Annotated in this window: 14 protein-coding genes; 4 read left to right on the top strand and 10 right to left on the bottom strand. The window is 46.4% G+C overall.

Going from position 1 to position 16,386, the window contains the following annotated elements; all coding sequences use genetic code 11:
• Window positions 1-110: 110 nt before the first annotated feature.
• Window positions 111-2,168, top strand: coding sequence for an autotransporter domain-containing protein (locus A2X74_RS00870; RefSeq protein ID WP_293627463.1), 2,058 nt, complete (start codon window positions 111-113; stop codon window positions 2,166-2,168).
• A gap of 1 nt (window position 2,169) precedes the next feature.
• Here A2X74_RS00870 and A2X74_RS00865 read toward each other — a convergent pair whose 3' ends face one another.
• From A2X74_RS00865 to A2X74_RS00820, 10 genes are all read right to left on the bottom strand, one after another.
• Window positions 2,170-2,715 carry a C40 family peptidase gene (locus A2X74_RS00865; RefSeq protein WP_299764048.1) on the bottom strand — a complete coding sequence of 182 codons (546 nt, stop codon included), beginning with the start codon at window positions 2,713-2,715 and terminating at the stop codon, window positions 2,170-2,172.
• A complete protein-coding gene (locus tag A2X74_RS00860) occupies window positions 2,696-4,372 on the bottom strand; it encodes a PhoH family protein (RefSeq protein WP_293627459.1) in 1,677 nt (558 codons plus the stop codon). The genes A2X74_RS00865 and A2X74_RS00860 overlap by 20 nt, the downstream gene beginning before the upstream one ends.
• A gap of 235 nt (window positions 4,373-4,607) precedes the next feature.
• On the bottom strand, window positions 4,608-5,075 hold the full coding sequence (locus A2X74_RS00855) for a peroxiredoxin (protein ID WP_293627457.1): 468 nt from the start codon (window positions 5,073-5,075) through the stop codon (window positions 4,608-4,610).
• A 47-nt stretch (window positions 5,076-5,122) separates the two neighbouring features.
• A complete protein-coding gene (locus A2X74_RS00850) occupies window positions 5,123-6,040 on the bottom strand; it encodes a polysaccharide deacetylase family protein (RefSeq protein ID WP_293627455.1) in 918 nt (305 codons plus the stop codon).
• Between the two features lie 12 nt (window positions 6,041-6,052).
• Complete coding sequence (locus tag A2X74_RS00845) at window positions 6,053-7,099, bottom strand: bifunctional UDP-4-keto-pentose/UDP-xylose synthase (RefSeq protein WP_216180337.1); 1,047 nt, start codon at window positions 7,097-7,099, stop codon at window positions 6,053-6,055.
• A 45-nt stretch (window positions 7,100-7,144) separates the two neighbouring features.
• Entirely contained in the window at window positions 7,145-8,014 is an 870-nt protein-coding gene (locus A2X74_RS00840) for a formyltransferase (RefSeq protein WP_293627449.1), read from the bottom strand.
• Window positions 8,015-8,986 carry a glycosyltransferase gene (locus A2X74_RS00835; RefSeq protein WP_293627447.1) on the bottom strand — a complete coding sequence of 324 codons (972 nt, stop codon included), beginning with the start codon at window positions 8,984-8,986 and terminating at the stop codon, window positions 8,015-8,017.
• A 31-nt stretch (window positions 8,987-9,017) separates the two neighbouring features.
• Window positions 9,018-10,190 carry a DegT/DnrJ/EryC1/StrS aminotransferase family protein gene (locus A2X74_RS00830; protein WP_293627445.1) on the bottom strand — a complete coding sequence of 391 codons (1,173 nt, stop codon included), beginning with the start codon at window positions 10,188-10,190 and terminating at the stop codon, window positions 9,018-9,020.
• Window positions 10,191-10,205: 15 nt separating this feature from the next.
• Window positions 10,206-11,900: a glycosyltransferase family 39 protein gene (locus tag A2X74_RS00825; protein WP_293627443.1), complete on the bottom strand. Its 1,695-nt coding sequence runs from the start codon at window positions 11,898-11,900 to the stop codon at window positions 10,206-10,208.
• Complete coding sequence (locus tag A2X74_RS00820) at window positions 11,900-12,277, bottom strand: Mth938-like domain-containing protein (protein WP_114653598.1); 378 nt, start codon at window positions 12,275-12,277, stop codon at window positions 11,900-11,902. The genes A2X74_RS00825 and A2X74_RS00820 overlap by 1 nt, the downstream gene beginning before the upstream one ends.
• Before the next feature lie 79 nt (window positions 12,278-12,356).
• Here A2X74_RS00820 and A2X74_RS00815 point away from each other — a divergent pair, with 79 nt between their 5' ends.
• The 3 genes from A2X74_RS00815 to thrC are packed head-to-tail and all read left to right on the top strand — an operon-like array spanning window position 12,357 to window position 16,375.
• Window positions 12,357-13,616, top strand: coding sequence for a pyridoxal phosphate-dependent aminotransferase (locus A2X74_RS00815; RefSeq protein WP_293627440.1), 1,260 nt, complete (start codon window positions 12,357-12,359; stop codon window positions 13,614-13,616).
• Window positions 13,613-14,923, top strand: a complete 1,311-nt coding sequence (locus tag A2X74_RS00810) for a homoserine dehydrogenase (protein ID WP_293627438.1) — start codon at window positions 13,613-13,615, stop codon at window positions 14,921-14,923. The genes A2X74_RS00815 and A2X74_RS00810 overlap by 4 nt, the downstream gene beginning before the upstream one ends.
• Before the next feature lie 9 nt (window positions 14,924-14,932).
• Complete coding sequence (thrC, locus tag A2X74_RS00805; RefSeq protein WP_293627436.1) at window positions 14,933-16,375, top strand: threonine synthase; 1,443 nt, start codon at window positions 14,933-14,935, stop codon at window positions 16,373-16,375.
• Window positions 16,376-16,386: the final 11 nt, after the last annotated feature.

Below are 16,386 nucleotides of genomic sequence, written 5' to 3'. Positions count from 1 at the left end.
TATTTCCAATAACTATATATAAGGATATTAGCTTAAGGGTTAATAGATATTAACTTTATAGCTAATTATTATTGGAGAAATTTAAATAAATTTCTTTTACATACCTAGCCATGCAATTTATAAGTTTCTTGCGCCATTATTTAATTTGGACTGCTGCGATGGCTGCTTTGTCTGCTATGTCTAATATTGCCATCGCGCAATCAACTGGCGGATGCGACTCCTATACTCCAAATACAGTAAGCGGAAGTTCCCAGACTGTTGCTTGTACTAGTAGCATAACTCCGGCGGCAACTACTGGCGTCATTTCAACTCAGAATTCAACTACAGTTGGAAATAATGTAACAGTAGATGTTGCAAATGGAACTTCGCTCGTAATTAATGGTTCAACCATCGGGCTTGGCAGCAATGCAAGTGTTAGTAACCATGGAAATTTAAATACCAGCTCTTTTTATTATGGGTATGGCATGTCTTCCGGCGCAAATGGCCGGTCTCAAGCAGGGGGAACCTCCTTTACGAATGAATCAGATGGCACAATTTATGCCGGTGGAACTTATGCTGCTGGTATGTACGTAAGCGCTACTAATGCTTCATCAGCTGCTAATGCCTTAACTAATAATGGCCGCATTCAGACTGATGGTGTTGGTGCCGCAGGCATGCGCTTGGTTTCTGGCGCCACATCAAGTTCTGTGGTGAATTCCATTGTAAATACTGGCCTTATTACGACAAATGGTTCAGCGGCTCATGGTATTCAGGTATCGGGGGTTGGGGCAGTCACGATTGAAAACACTGGAACGATCACAGCTAATGGGGTAAATGCATTTGGTATATATAGTGCTGGAAATATCACCACTATGACTAATTCTCAAGGTGGATCGAATCCACTAACATACTCAGGAGTGCTGCCAAGTAATTACAACACTAAGATTTCTAGTGCGACCAATTATGGAAAGTTGGATGCCGGTAATGGGGTGGTAACTGGGGTAATGAACTTTGGCATCACTACCAATTCAACGGTATCCCCAACCACATACTCCACAGTACTTTCAGGCATCAAGATTAATAATCTCGCTAACTCTTATGGGACGGTCACTATTGGTGGAACTGAGTATCAGTGGGCGCTGGTGCATCGCATTAATGGGTCCGCTGATCAGGCAGATTTAGTATTGAGTACTGTTGTACAGCCAACCTTAGATGCCCTCGAGGAGACTCTTGCAGCTCAGTCTCTTTTAATTGTTCCGATTGGACCTGATACTGAGATTGCGCTCAATTCAATGGCTAACACCTTGCAAGGATTATTTGCAATGCAGTCTGCTGGGGTAATCAATGGCATGAGCTATGACTGCTCGCTATTTAGTGCTAATAACATTTGTATTTCAGCAGGTGGTCGATTTACTAACGTTAGCGCATACCCGTACAACAATAGCAGTGCGCTGATCATTGGGGCTTATCGCCTCTCAAATAATCTTCGATTTGGTGGATATCTAGATCAAAATCTATCTCAAAGCACTCCAGGTGGAATTGCTCAATTAAATAATGGCAGTCCGATGGTTGGTGTATTTGGGGTATGGTCGCAAAACCCAAATGGCACGGGTTTGGAGGCAAAGCTTTCTGCGGGGTATGCAAACAAGGGTGCAAGCTTAACCCGTCCAGTGGTTGGTGTCTCTGAGGCGGGCACGGGCTCAACCTCTTTGACATCACAAGGCGTACTTGGCTTGCTTAAGTATGGATTTGGTATGGGAAATAAAACGATACTTTCACCATATGCCGGCATGCGCTATATGGTTGGTGTAATGGGTGGGTACGGTGAGAGCCAATCAAATACGGTTTCCAGTCCGCTGACGTATGACGCTATTAATAATTACACAACCACTGTGCTCGCGGGTATTTCTGGGGTTCATAGGTTGAGCGAGAAAACAAGTTTACTTGCGAGTGCTGGCGTAGAAAAAGATACCAATTCCAATGTAGGTAATTTAGTTACTACTGGAAATGGCTACTTCAATATTGCAATGAACAATAATTATCGAAGCACAAGACCAACTGCAAGTTTGGGAGCTTTTCATGATTTAAGTGTCAATGAGCGCATTGGGCTCTCGGCAATTTATCGGCAAGAGGCCTATCAGGCCATTACTTCAACTACAGTCATGGCTACCTATACGGTTGGTCTCTAATCTAATTCTGGGGACTTGTTGAAGTCAGTCTTCTTGCCTCAGTAAATCTTGCCGCCCAATAGGGCTTAGTGATGTACTCAAGGCGCACTGTCCCCCCAGCGCTTGGCGCATGCACAAATCTGCCTTGCCCCACATAGATCCCCGCATGTGAATACTTTGCGCCGGTAGTATTGAAAAACACTAGGTCCCCTGGTGCGGGCGGTTGATTTTCAACACTTTTACCTTTGGTGCTCATTTCTTGAATGGTGCGCGGTAGCTTGATATTGGCAGACTTGTTGTAAACATAGGCAATGAGTCCACTGCAATCAAATCCGCCCTTTGGATTATTGCCACCATAGCGATAGGGCACCCCCACCAAACCTACTGCAGCAATGGAGATATCTTCAGTGCCTACGCTAGTATCTTGTTTAAATTGGGAAACCTTGGCAGCATTATTTTTTGATCCGAAGCTAGCGCATCCCGATAGCGAGAGAAGGGTGCAAATAAAAATGCCGCACCCTATTAGAGTGCGGCATGAGAGAGATGACTTAGAGTGCGTCAGCAGCATGATCCGCAAGACGTGAACGCTCACCACGAGCCAAAGTCACATGCCCACCATGACGCCAGCCTTTAAAGCGATCAACCACATAAGTAAGACCTGAAGAGCCTTCGGTTAAGTAAGGTGTATCGATCTGGGCAATATTGCCTAAACAGATAATCTTCGTTCCTGGGCCTGCACGAGTTACTAAAGTCTTCATTTGTTTTGGTGTTAAGTTTTGTGCTTCATCAATAATCACAAACTTACTCACAAAGGTTCTACCACGCATAAAGTTCATGCTCTTCACTTTAATGCGTGAGCGAATCAATTCTTGAGTAGCGGCGCGTCCCCACTCACCAGCACCACCATCTTCATTGCGTTGCAAGACCTCAAGGTTGTCGTCAAAAGCACCCATCCAAGGCTGCATTTTTTCCTCTTCGGTACCTGGCAAAAAGCCAATATCTTCGCCTACAGGAACCGTAGCGCGTGTAATGATAATTTCGTTATAGCGCTTACTATCTAGGACCTGCTCCAGGCCAGCAGCTAAGGCCAGAAGGGTTTTTCCGGTACCAGCTTGGCCTAGTAATGTAATGAAATCCACATCCGGGTTCATGAGTAGATTCATGGCAAAGTTTTGTTCGCGGTTGCGTGCTGTTACACCCCAAACATTATTCTTTTGATGAGAAAAATCTCGCAAAGTTTGAAGGAGAGCAGTTTTGCCGTTGATCTCTTTGACTTGAGCATAGAAAGGTGTCGAGCCATCAGGATTTTCTTGATAGACAAACTCATTCACCAGCATGCTTTGAACTGAGGGGCCTGTAACACGATAGAACATCGTGCCAGATTTGCCGTCAGCCCAACTCTCCATGTCTTTACCGTGTTTAGGCCAAAAGTCTGCCGGTAATGTCATGACTCCTGAATACATTAAATCGCGATCTTCTAGCACTTGATCGTTGAAGTAGTCTTCAGCAGGCAGACCTAAGGCGCGAGCCTTAATACGCATATTGATGTCTTTAGATACCAAGACAACTTCCTGGCCTTTACGGGTTTTTTGGAGCTCGCTCACCACCGCTAAGATCAAGTTATCGCCTTTGCCTTCAGGTAATCCCTCTGGCAGCGCTTGGGTAGTTAACTTGGTCTGGAAAAAGAGTCGACCAGAGACATCCTGATTACCCAACTTATTGAGTGGAATGCCCTCATCCAGCGTGCCACTAGTGCCAGCAACCAATTGATCTAAAGAGCGACTAACGGTACGAGCATTGCGAGCAACCTCAGTCATCCCTTTCTTGTGGTTGTCTAATTCCTCAAGAGTGGTCATTGGCAAGAAGAGATCGTGCTCGGAGAAGCGGAATAGGGAGCTTGGGTCGTGCATTAATACATTGGTATCAAGTACAAATAAGCTGGGTGGGCCAGTCCGAACAATGCGCTTTGGCTTTTCTGGGACGCTTGCCGCTTTCCTATCGCCACGCTCATTACGCGGTGCAACTGGACTGCGGTCACTTTTGATTTTTTCAAGCGCGACTTCAGCGGCAGATAAATCCTCTTCTGCATCTGTCGCCCAATCTGGAGCATGACTTTCCATCACAACAGTTTTTGCTGGTGCAGGGCGCTTCTTTAGATTTGGAGTGTCCTTACTGCTAATTTTTACTTGGCCAGCAATTTGAGTTGGGATTGGGGGCAATGGCATGCAGACTCTCCTAAAAGAAAAAACCGTCAAGCGGATTGCATTGACGGTTTATAACAAAACTGGGTGTAAAACAATCTGTAAAACGGCGGGGGATGTTTACCGAGCCTGTTCTTAAATGTTCAGGCTGAGGAGTCAAACGGATTGTTAGACTTTCCCGTCGTTTACGGTGCATATAAACAACTTTACCCCAAATTTTGGGCTTTGCAAGTACCCTAGATTAAATTCTTTAAAAAAATTATTTAGTATCTTGGGCTGCTTGTAATACCTCTGTCACATGTCCAGGAACCTTAAGGCCACGCCACTCTTTTACGAGCTTGCCTGAAGAATCAAAAAGGAAGGTGCTGCGTTCAACACCACGAACTTGTTTGCCATACATATTTTTCAACTTCATGACGCCAAAGAGTTGGCAGAGAGTTTCTTCGGTATCGGCAACCAGCTCAAATGGTAGCTCCAGTTTGCTGCGAAAATTATCATGTGATTTCAGGCTATCTCGAGAAACACCAACAACCAGAGTATTGGCTTTAGTGAAGGCATCAATGTTGTCACGGAATTCACCAGACTCTGCGGTGCAACCAGGAGTCATATCTTTTGGATAAAAGTAGATGACTAGCTTTTTCCCCTTAGCGGAATCTGGCGTAAAGGTTAATCCGGATGTTGCTGGGATTGCGCACTGGGGCATTTGTTTACCGATTTCTACTGTCATGATGGTCTCTCTTATTTAACTTTATGTATTACGTATTCTGATGCTGCTTAAACTGCTTGCAAAATGAGTTCGCCACTGCGATTAGGGATTTCTCCCCAGGTGACAGGCTGCACTGCTATTTTATCGAGTTGCTTAGTGGCTTCCCAGGATTGATGTAGTTCGCCCATCGTGACCAGATCGTGACCTTGGTTTAGCCATCCAGCGAGCAATTGCTCAAAAGCGGGGAGCAGCTTTTGACCTTCTAGTTCTGCATGCAAGGTAAACACCTGATCATTTGGATTGCTTTGGGTAATTTCCAAGAGTTTCTTTACAGCGCCAAACTCGTCGGCATCATCAATGCCAATCAACTCATCAAAAGTGGGGAGGGTGGTGGGGTACTGGACATGTTTCGCTTTCCCGGAGGGTAGATCAAAGCGATAAGGCATTAAGTTAGGCTCGGCTCTGCCATCGGAGGAATATTTAATGCCCCATTGATCGAGTTGCTCAAAAGCGGCTTCATTCATTTGCCAGCCCGCAGCACCATAAGTAATAGGCGGATGACCAAAAATTTCTACAAAGCGATCCCAACTTTTTTGCATCTGTACTTTGGTCCACTCTGGGTCGCGATTACGCACTGCATCTTGCCAGGCTACATGGTCCCAAGTGTGGATGCCAGTCTCGTGACCGGCAGCATCAATGGCACGCATTTCGGCAGCAGCTTGTTTTCCAATGTCGGGACCAGGTAGGAGGACACCGTAGAGCAAGGTCTTAATGCCGTAATGTTCAACAACAGAAGTGCGGCTTACTTTCTTTAGAAAGCCTGGTTTAAAGACTCGCTTGAGAGCCCAACCAGTATGGTCGGGACCCAGACTAAATAGAAAAGTGGCTTTAAGGCCAAAGCGTTCAAGCGTACGTGCTAGGTTGGGGACGCCTTCTTTGGTGCCGCGTAAGGTATCAACATCTACCTTGAGTGCAATCTTAGCCATGAACCTCGGTGCTTATTCGTTATCTACCAAATGACGTGCTTTTTCCACATCTTCGCGATAGGCTTCGAAAATATTCTTCAGTGCATCACTCATATTGGTAGTTGGCTTCCAACCTAATTCACTCATCGTGTTGTCAATTGCAGGAACGCGATTCTGAACGTCTTGATAGCCTTCGCCGTAGTAAGCGCCAGAAGTGGTTTCGACAATCTTTACTTCATTCGCTGTTTTTGCATACTCAGGAATGCTACGAGCAATCTCCAACATCTGATTAGCAAGCTCACGAATGGAGTGATTGTTCTTTGGGTTGCCGATGTTGTATATCTTGCCGTTAGCAACACCATCTTTGTTATCGATGATGCGCATTAGAGCATCGATACCATCGTCAACATAAGTAAAAGCACGTTTCTGCGCGCCGCCATCTACGACGTTGATAGATTCACCACGAACGATATGACCTAGGAACTGAGTCACCACGCGGGAGGAGCCTTCTTTTGGTGTATAGATGCTATCTAAGCCAGGGCCAATCCAGTTAAATGGACGGAAGAGGGTAAAGCGCAAACCTTCCATGCCGTAACCCCAAATCACACGGTCCATCAATTGCTTGGAGCAAGCATAGATCCAGCGTGGCTTATTGATCGGGCCATAAACCATATTCGATTTGGCAGGATCGAATTCGCTATCTTCACACATGCCATAGACTTCAGATGTGGATGGAAACACTAAATGTTTCTTGTATTTAACGGCAGAGCGCACGATGGGTAAGTTGGCTTCGAAATCGAGCTCAAATACTTTGAGTGGCTGCTGAACATAAGTGGCCGGTGTTGCGATAGCTACTAAAGGCAGAATGACGTCGCATTTACGAATGTGATATTCAACCCACTCTTTATTGATGGTGATATCACCCTCAAAGAAATGCATGCGGGGGTGGTTCACTAAATCACCAAGGCGATCGTTTTGCATATCCATGCCATAGACATCCCAATCGGTTGTCTCCAGGATGCGCTTTGAGAGGTGGTGACCAATAAAGCCGTTTACGCCAAGAATGAGTACTTTTTTCATCTTTACTGCCTCGTTTTTAATCTAAAGAGTGCTGCTTTTAATTTGTTAGCTGTTTGCTGGGAACCAGTCCAGTATCGCTACCGCTCTCTGGTCGCCACAAACGCCGAATACCTGATTATCAACCACTTGGATGCCGGGAGCCTGAAGATCCAGTTGCCTTGGAAATGGCCCCTCTAGGCTCGTGCGGGTCACAATTATGTGCTGACCTTGCCAGTCGGTAAAGGCCCCGGGATAAGGGGGTGCAACGGCTCTGACGAGGTTGTGAACCTGCTGAGCAGTCTGATGCCACAAAATTTGCCCATCCGCAGGCTTTCGACCTCCAAAATAGCTTCCTTGGGCTAGATTATTGGGTTTTTTGGGGATGCGGCCTTGTACAAGCTCCGGGAGAGTTTGGTTCATTACGGTAACTGCAGCCTGACTGACTTTGCCAAAGACATCTGTGGCAGTTTCATTGGGTCCAATCGGGACTGCGGATTGACCAACAATATCTCCGGCATCTGGTTTGGCTTCCATGATGTGCAAAGTGGCACCAGTTTCGGATTCTCCATGGAGGATCGCCCAATTAACCGGTGCTCGCCCACGATACTTTGGCAGTAGTGAGCCATGCATATTTAAGGCGCCAATCTTGGCGCAGGCCAAGAGTTCTGCCGGGATCATGTGGCGATAGTAAAAAGAGAAGAGGTAATCAGGCGCCAGTTTCTGAATCTGGGGCACGAGATTCATCAGTTGATTTGCATTGGGTGTGATGTAAGGAATCTGCCGCTCCTCGCAAAGCTTGGCAACACTTCCAAACCAAACATTCTCATTGGGATCATCTTGATGCGTGACTACTAGATCAACATTTATGCCTGCATTGAGCAATGCCTTGAGGCAATTCACGCCAACATCGTGATAAGCAAAGACGACTGCGTGCAATTATTTTTTCTCTAAAACAGTTTGCACAACATAGCGTGGACGCTCACGAACCTGTTGATAGATGCGGCCAATATATTCACCGAGCAAGCCAAGGCCAAATAGCATCACACCAATCAAGAAGAAGGTGAGGGCGAAGAGTGTGAACACTCCTTCCACTTCAGCGCCTAGAACAAAGCGGCGGACTAGGAGGTATATAAACAGGCTGCCTGCAGCCATGGCTAAGAGCATTCCCAGGATCGAGAAAATCTGCAAAGGCATGACCGAGAAACCGGTTACCAAATCGAAGTTCAAGCGAATGAGTTGATACAAGCTGTATTTCGACTCACCCGCAAAACGTTCTTCATGCTTGACGCTGATTTCAGTTGGGTTGGATGCGAAGGTGTAAGCCAGTGCTGGAATAAAAGTATTACTCTCATCGCACTGACGAACAAGATCAACAATGCGACGACTATAGCCACGAAGCATGCAGCCTTGGTCAGTCATTGTGATGCGAGTAATCTTCTCTCGCAAATGATTCATTGCGCGTGAAGCAAATTTTCTGAAGAAGCTATCGCGACGATCGGCGCGAATAGTGCCAACGTAGTCATGACCCTTGAGTAACTCATTAACTAGGGCATCAATTTCTTCAGGGGGATTCTGCAAGTCAGCATCTAACGTGATGATGTATTCACCACGGGAGTATTCAAAGCCAGCCATGATCGCCATATGCTGACCAAAGTTGCTATGAAATAAAACCGCCCTTGTGACATCAGGGCGCAATTCAACTTGATTGGCTAGGATGCCAGCTGAGCGATCTTTACTGCCATCATTCACAAACACCACTTCATAAGCAATGTTGCGCTTGCTAGCCATGACATCTAGCGCAGGATATAGGCGATCAAAGAGGGCTTGAAGACCGTCTTCCTCGTTGTAAACGGGAATGACAACACTGAGTGTCGGATTGCAGGCTTGGGTAGCTAAATTTGCAGTCATGCTGCAATTTTGCCTGATTCCACTCGCGGTACTAGATTTTGCGATGTTTCTTCAGAATCCCAGTCAAAGCACTGGCTATACGGCCAATATCTTGATCTGCCATGCCTGGAAAGAGGGGGAGGGTCAAAATGGAGCGGCCAATACGCTCGGCCACTGGGGTAGCTTCAACTTTGTAACCCAGCTTTTGATAAAGCGTAAATCCAGTAATGGTGGGGTAATGAACGCCTGTACCGATGCCCAAATCTTTGAGTTCAGTCATCACCTGCGCGCGATCTACATTCAATTGCTCAAGCGGCAGAACAACTTGGAACATATGCCAATTACTATCGATAAAGTTTTCTACTGGTAACTCTAGCTTGAGTTGATCTAAACCAGCAGACTTCAATTCGCTGCGAATCGCATCAAAGTACTGCCTTGCCAAAGCACTTCTGCGTGCCTGAAATCCTGGTAATTGTTTAAGTTGATGTAAACCAATAACAGCATTCACATCTGTCAAATTATCTTTGCCACCAAGGACGTCAACGTCCATGCCGTCCATGCCTTGGCGGGTGAGTCCTTGTAGTCGAAACTTTTCTGCGAGTTTTGCTTCGTCATCATTGTTGAGTACAAGGCATCCACCTTCAACTGTGGATAAATTTTTATTTGCCTGAAAACTAAAGCTCACGAGATCACCAGTGCTACCGATCTTTTGGCCTTTCCATTGCGAGCCAAAGGCTTGAGCAGCATCTTCAATCACGCGCAGCTTGTACTGCTTAGCCAAGTCATAGAGTTGATCTATGTTGACTGGTAGTCCGGCTAAGTAGACGGGCATGATGGCGCGCGTCTTAGGTGTTATGGCTACAGCTACTTTATTTAAGTCGATATTGCGGCTGGTGGGATCAATATCCACAAATACAGGTGTTGCCCCAACACTCAGAATGACATTGGAAGTAGCTACCCATGAGATTGGGGTGGTAATTACCTCATCACCCGGTCCAATGCCAGCAACTTGCAGGGCGATTTTCATGGTGGCAGTGCCATTGGCAAAGCAGCGCACAGGGCGACCACCAAAATAGTCACTTAAGGTCGCCTCAAATTCAGCTAACTTGGGTCCTGAAGTCACCCAGCCAGAACGCAACACTTCGGCAACAGCATCAATCGTTTCTTGATTGAAGTGTGGGCGCGTAAATGGAATAAAAGGCAGGGTACTTAGGGTGACTGACATAGTGGCCTTAGGAATTTATTGTGCAGAGCTGCTTTGTGGCTCTGGGTGTTTAACAATGACGCGCCGCGAATCTCTTCCTACTTCTTGCATTGGGACATTCAGTTTCTGTAATTCGATATATTGCTCTGGAACCATTAAGGCATAAGCAGTCTGGTCTTCTTGCCAGCGCTCGATAAATGCATCAAAGCTTGGAAGCCACAATTGGGGTTCTTGCTTTACACCAAACTCCAGCTCATCCGGAAACTCCACCATGATCATGGTTCTACCTAAATAGAAGGGTACTGTGTGATCCAGGATTCGGATGGAATAAAAATTCACCTTTTCTGGGATCTCAGATTTCACTTTTTCCACTAGGTCGATGCCAGAGACCGCACGACCCAGAGTTTCATGGCCCGTGCCCGCGATCATTGCGCAGAGAAAAAAGCCACTTGCAAAACTCGTGATGCTGCTCAAACCATTGCGTTTGCTTTGTATGAATGCCAGCAAGCTAAATGCAATTAATGTGATCAGTGCTGCAACGATCCAATAGGTATATTGAGCGTAGGATTCAATCTCATCTGGCCTTGCTTGCTTGCCAACTTCACCTAAAAAGAAAAAGCCTACGCCCCCCAAGATTACAAAGAAGAGGGCTTGCAACTTCCAAGGCACTCCCAGTGAATTGCTAAAGCCCAGATTGCGGTCCAAGCGATGACCGACAAGCATTGCTAAGGCTGGAAAGACTGGAATGATGTAGCCAGGTAATTTCGATTGAGAAACACTAAAGAAGCCCATGATCACGGCAAACCAGCAGGTGAGCAACCAGCCGCTCGAGAACTCACGGTTGCGCTCCCGCCAAGCCTGAGCAAGGGCTCCGGGGGTTTGTGCAATCCATGGCAAAAAGCCTAGCAGCAGCAGTGGGATGAAGTAATAAATCGGCCCTGTTCTACTATGAGCAGTTTGAGTAAAACGTTGCAGATGTTCATGAATAAAGAAGAACTCTAGAAACTCTGGATTGCGTTGGGCTACTAGAAAAAACCAAGGCGCAGTAATAATTAAAAATAAAATCGTGCCGCTAATGATGTGTAGCCGCTTCCAGATTTTCCAGTCCCAAGCCGTAATGGAATAAACAATAAATACCATTCCCGGTATGGCTAGCCCAATGACACCCTTGGATAGTGTTGCTAGGGCCATGAAGGCCCAGCAGGCCCACATCCACCTTCTGGTACCACTCGGGTTATGACTCGTTTGCGCCAATAAAAGACTGCAGAGTGCAGCTACTAAAAAAGCTGACAAGCCCATATCCAGTGAATTGATGTGTCCACCAATCACCCACATTGGGCTGGATGCTAAAGCAATAGCGGCCAACCAGCCTGCTCGAGCGCTATAGATGCGTGCACCAGTAAACCCAATAAATACGATTGTGAGAAATCCAGTGAGCGCAGTCCATAAACGCGCTTGCCAATCGCCGATGCCAAAAAGATTGAAGGCGGTAGCGGTAGCCCAAATTTGTAATGGGGGTTTTTCAAAATACTTGTAGCCGTTATAACGAGGGGTAACCCAATCACCAGTGACGAGCATCTCGCGAGCAATTTCAGCGTAACGTCCTTCGTCTGATGGAATCAGATGGCGGTAGTTCAAGGTGCCAAACCACACTAGGGCATAAATCAGCACCAGAACCAAAATAGATGCCGGGTTGAGGGCGCTCGACTGCCGAATTTGGCCAAACTGCATTAGATAGCTTCCACAATAAGGGCAAGTAGAACCTGGCGACCTTCGCCGACAAGAATGTTGTAGGTGCGACAAGCTGCTTGAGAATCCATTATTTCGAAGCCTAGCTTGGCCTCAATGAGGGTCTTTAGTAACTCGGGCTTTGGAAAGCGCTGCCGCTTTCCGGTGCCAATAATGATTAATTCAGGCTTGAGGGAGGCCATTTGAGTGAAATCTGCCGAACTCAGCTCCTCAAAGGATTTAACGCCCCATTCAAGGATTTCGCCATCCGAGCTCAATAAAACCGCGTGACTGTAGGGGATCTTATTGATCTCGATGTAGCCATCACCGTAACCGGTGATCGTATTGGCTCCTGAATGGGGGTCAGATTGAAGCTTCACATGGACTCTCTGTCATAATTATGAGGATTATAGCTAGCTGTTTTTTCCTAGTTTTCAAGAACTTACCCTTTAATTTATTGTGAAACCAATCCTAAAGTCCGAAAAACTCAATCACGTCTGCTACGACATTCGTGGACCCGTGCTGGAGCTTGCTCAGCGCATGGAGGAAGAGGGTCACAAAATCATCAAATTAAACATCGGTAATGTGGGTGTTTTTGGCTTTGATCCTCCAGAAGAGATTCAGTTGGACATGATCCGCAATTTGGGTAATGCCTCAGCGTACTCCGATTCCAAAGGAATCTTTGCGGCCCGTAAGGCCATCATGCAGTATTGCCAAGAAAAAGGCATCCAAGGCGTTACTTTGGATGACATATATACCGGCAATGGCGTTTCTGAGCTGATTGTCTTGGCAATGAACGCATTGCTCAATAACGGTGATGAAGTTTTGGTGCCGGCTCCTGACTACCCGTTGTGGACGGCTGCCGTGAGTTTGTCTGGTGGCACCCCAGTCCACTACCTCTGTGATGAGTCCAAAGAGTGGGCTCCTGATCTAGCAGACTTGCGTAAAAAGATTACACCGCGCACTAAAGCAATTGTGGTGATTAACCCCAACAATCCAACAGGCGCTATTTATTCGAAGGAAGTGCTGACAGAGCTAACCTCCATCGCCCGTGAGCATGGATTGATTCTGTTTGCTGATGAGATTTACGACAAGATGTTGTACGACAAGGAGAAGCATATCTCTTTGGCATCTCTTTCCACCGATGTAGTCACTATTACCTTCAACGGCTTATCCAAGAACTATCGCTCCTGCGGCTACCGTGCTGGCTGGATGATAGTTTCTGGGGATAAAGAGATGATTCGAGATTACATCGAAGGTCTCAATATGTTGTCCTCAATGCGTTTATGCGCCAACGTTCCAGGTCAGTACGCCATTCAAACGGCGCTGGGTGGATATCAAAGTATTAATGATTTAGTAAATGAGGGTGGTCGCTTAGCCAAGCAACGTGATCTTGCTTGGAAACTCATTACTGAGATCCCTGGTGTGACTTGCGTCAAGCCAAAATCTGCTTTGTATTTATTTCCGAAGCTCGATCCCGAGATGTATCCGATTGAGGATGATCAGCAATTTGTTGCCGATCTTTTGAAAGAAGAAAAAGTGTTGTTAGTGCAGGGCTCCGGTTTTAACTGGGGTAAGCCAGACCACTTCCGTGTAGTGTTCTTACCTCACGAAGATGTGCTTAAAGAGGCGATTGGTCGTCTTGCACGTTTTCTAGAGCGTTATCGTCAAAAACATAGTCGTAAAGCGGCTAATTCAACAGCAACAAAGGCATCATGAAACCGATTCAAGTTGGTCTATTAGGTATTGGCACTGTAGGTGGTGGAGTATTTACTGTTCTCGAGCGTAACCAGGATGAAATTACCCGTCGCGCTGGCCGTGGTATCCGTATTAATACTGTTGCCGACCTCAATGTAGAGCGCGCTAAAGAGTTGGTAAAAGATCGTGCCCAAGTGGTGAGCGATGCGCGTGCTGTGATCAACAACCCTGAGATTGATATTGTTGTTGAGTTGATCGGTGGTTACGGCATCGCTAAAGATTTGGTGCTCGAGGCTATCGCCGCTGGCAAGCATGTAGTCACAGCCAACAAGGCTTTGATCGCCGTGCATGGCAATGAGATCTTTAAAGCCGCCCATGAAAAAGGTGTGATGGTTGCGTTCGAAGCTGCAGTTGCTGGCGGTATTCCAATCATCAAGGCACTCCGCGAAGGTTTGACTGCAAACCGCATTGAGTGGATCGCCGGCATCATTAACGGAACAACCAATTTCATTCTTTCTGAGATGCGTGACAAAGGCTTGGACTTTGCTACCGTCCTTAAAGAAGCACAGCGTTTAGGTTATGCAGAGGCAGATCCAACATTTGATATTGAAGGTGTAGACGCTGCACACAAGGCCACCATCATGAGCGCAATTGCATTTGGTATTCCAATGCAATTTGAAAAAGCGCATGTTGAGGGCATTACGAAGCTGGATGCCATCGATATTAAATATGCTGAGCAGTTGGGCTATCGCATTAAGTTGCTCGGTATCGCCAAGAAGACAACTACTGGTGTTGAGTTACGTGTGCACCCAACCTTGATTCCAACTAAGCGTTTAATTGCAAACGTTGAAGGCGCCATGAATGCCGTTCAGGTATTTGGTGATGCTGTTGGTACCACTCTGTATTACGGTAAAGGTGCGGGTTCAGAACCAACCGCTTCTGCTGTGATCGCTGACTTGGTAGATATCACCCGTTTATTGGGTGCAAGCCCAGAGAATCGCGTTCCTTATTTAGCATTCCAGCCGGATGCAGTGCGTGATATCGCCGTATTGCCAATGGGCGAAATCACCACCAGCTATTACTTGCGTTTACGTGTAGCCGATCAGGCTGGAGTATTAGCCGACATCACTAAGATTTTGGCATCTCACAGTATCTCCATTGATGCACTGTTACAAAAAGAAGCAGACGAAGGCGAAAGCCAGACTGATTTAGTTGCATTGACTCACGAGACTAAAGAGAAACACATGTTGGCAGCGATTGCTGAGATCCAGAATCTCAAAACTGTTGCTGGCGAAGTAGTGAAGATCCGCCTAGAAAATCTTTCCTAAAATAAATACATGCGTTACCAATCAACTCGTGGCAACAGCCCGCAACAATCTTTTTTAGAAATCCTTCTTGGTGGATTAGCGCCGGATGGTGGTTTGTATCTACCGACCGAGTATCCACAAGTCACGAAAGAGCAGTTAGATTCTTGGCGCGGATTGTCTTATGCAGATCTCGCTTATGAAGTCTTGAGTTTGTATTGTGATGACATTCCTGAAGCGGATTTGCGTGCTTTATTACGCAAGACCTATACAGAGCAGGTCTATTGCAATGGCCGGACTGAAGATAATGCCAAAGACATTACGCCATTACATTGGTTGGGCGAAGAGCAGGGTACTCGTATTGGTTTACTGAGCCTGTCTAACGGACCAACATTGGCGTTCAAAGATATGGCGATGCAGTTGCTCGGCAATCTCTTTGAATACGCGTTAAAGAAAAAAGGTCAGAAGCTCAATATTTTGGGCGCGACTTCTGGTGATACCGGCAGTGCGGCTGAATACGCTATGCGTGGCAAAGAGGGTGTGAAGGTATTTATGCTTTCACCACGCGGCAAGATGAGCGCTTTCCAATCCGCACAAATGTATTCTTTGCAAGATCCAAATATTTTTAACTTGGCGGTTGCAGGTGTATTTGATGACTGCCAAGACATTGTCAAGGCGGTCAGTAATGACCACGCCTTTAAAGCAAATAACCAAATCGGTACAGTGAACTCGATTAACTGGGGTCGTGTGGTTGCCCAAGTGGTTTACTACTTCCAGGGTTATTTGTTGGCCACAAAATCGAGCGAGGAAAAAGTATCTTTCACTGTGCCGTCTGGTAACTTTGGCAATATCTGTGCTGGCCACATTGCCCGCATGATGGGCTTACCAATTGCCCATTTGATTGCTGCTACGAATGAGAATGATGTTCTCGATGAGTTCTTCCGCACTGGTGTGTATCGTGCGCGTAAGTCTGCTGAGACGTTACATACCTCAAGCCCGTCTATGGATATCTCTAAGGCAAGTAACTTTGAGCGCTTTGTCTTTGATCTGATGGGCAAAGATGGCAAGGCAACCGCTACTATGTTTAAGCAGGTTGATGAGGCTGGTGGCTTTGATATTTCTAAAGATACCGTCTTTAAAGATATTGCTAAGTACGGCTTCCAATCCGGCCGCAGTACTCACGAAAACCGCCTTGAGACAATTCGTAATATTGACTCGCAGTATGGCGTCATGATTGATACACATACAGCTGATGGCGTCAAGGTTGCGCGTGAGCACTTGCAAGTAGGCATTCCGATGATTGTTCTCGAGACTGCTTTACCTATTAAATTTGAAGAAACGATTGAAGTGGCATTGGGGCGTCCTGCAGAATGCCCGCCAGCATTTAAAGATATCAAGTCAAAGCCGCAGCGCGTTGAAAATATCGATGCCGATGTCACTCAAGTGAAAAACTTCATTACTGCCCACGTTAATTAACTCAGAAATCA

It is taken from the genome of Polynucleobacter sp. GWA2_45_21 (assembly GCF_001830325.1).
GTDB lineage: Bacteria > Pseudomonadota > Gammaproteobacteria > Burkholderiales > Burkholderiaceae > Polynucleobacter.
Note: the sequence above shows the minus strand (reverse complement) of the source record. Positions and strands in the feature narration are given on the sequence as shown.

Coding starts and splice junctions, on each gene's coding strand:
- A2X74_RS00870 (WP_293627463.1), top strand. CDS start 111: ATGCAATTTATAAGTTTCTTGCGCCATTATTTAATTTGGACTGCTGCG.
- A2X74_RS00865 (WP_299764048.1), bottom strand. CDS start 2,715: ATGCTGCTGACGCACTCTAAGTCATCTCTCTCATGCCGCACTCTAATA.
- A2X74_RS00860 (WP_293627459.1), bottom strand. CDS start 4,372: ATGCCATTGCCCCCAATCCCAACTCAAATTGCTGGCCAAGTAAAAATT.
- A2X74_RS00855 (WP_293627457.1), bottom strand. CDS start 5,075: ATGACAGTAGAAATCGGTAAACAAATGCCCCAGTGCGCAATCCCAGCA.
- A2X74_RS00850 (WP_293627455.1), bottom strand. CDS start 6,040: ATGGCTAAGATTGCACTCAAGGTAGATGTTGATACCTTACGCGGCACC.
- A2X74_RS00845 (WP_216180337.1), bottom strand. CDS start 7,099: ATGAAAAAAGTACTCATTCTTGGCGTAAACGGCTTTATTGGTCACCAC.
- A2X74_RS00835 (WP_293627447.1), bottom strand. CDS start 8,986: ATGACTGCAAATTTAGCTACCCAAGCCTGCAATCCGACACTCAGTGTT.
- A2X74_RS00830 (WP_293627445.1), bottom strand. CDS start 10,190: ATGTCAGTCACCCTAAGTACCCTGCCTTTTATTCCATTTACGCGCCCA.
- A2X74_RS00825 (WP_293627443.1), bottom strand. CDS start 11,900: ATGCAGTTTGGCCAAATTCGGCAGTCGAGCGCCCTCAACCCGGCATCT.
- A2X74_RS00810 (WP_293627438.1), top strand. CDS start 13,613: ATGAAACCGATTCAAGTTGGTCTATTAGGTATTGGCACTGTAGGTGGT.
- thrC (WP_293627436.1), top strand. CDS start 14,933: ATGCGTTACCAATCAACTCGTGGCAACAGCCCGCAACAATCTTTTTTA.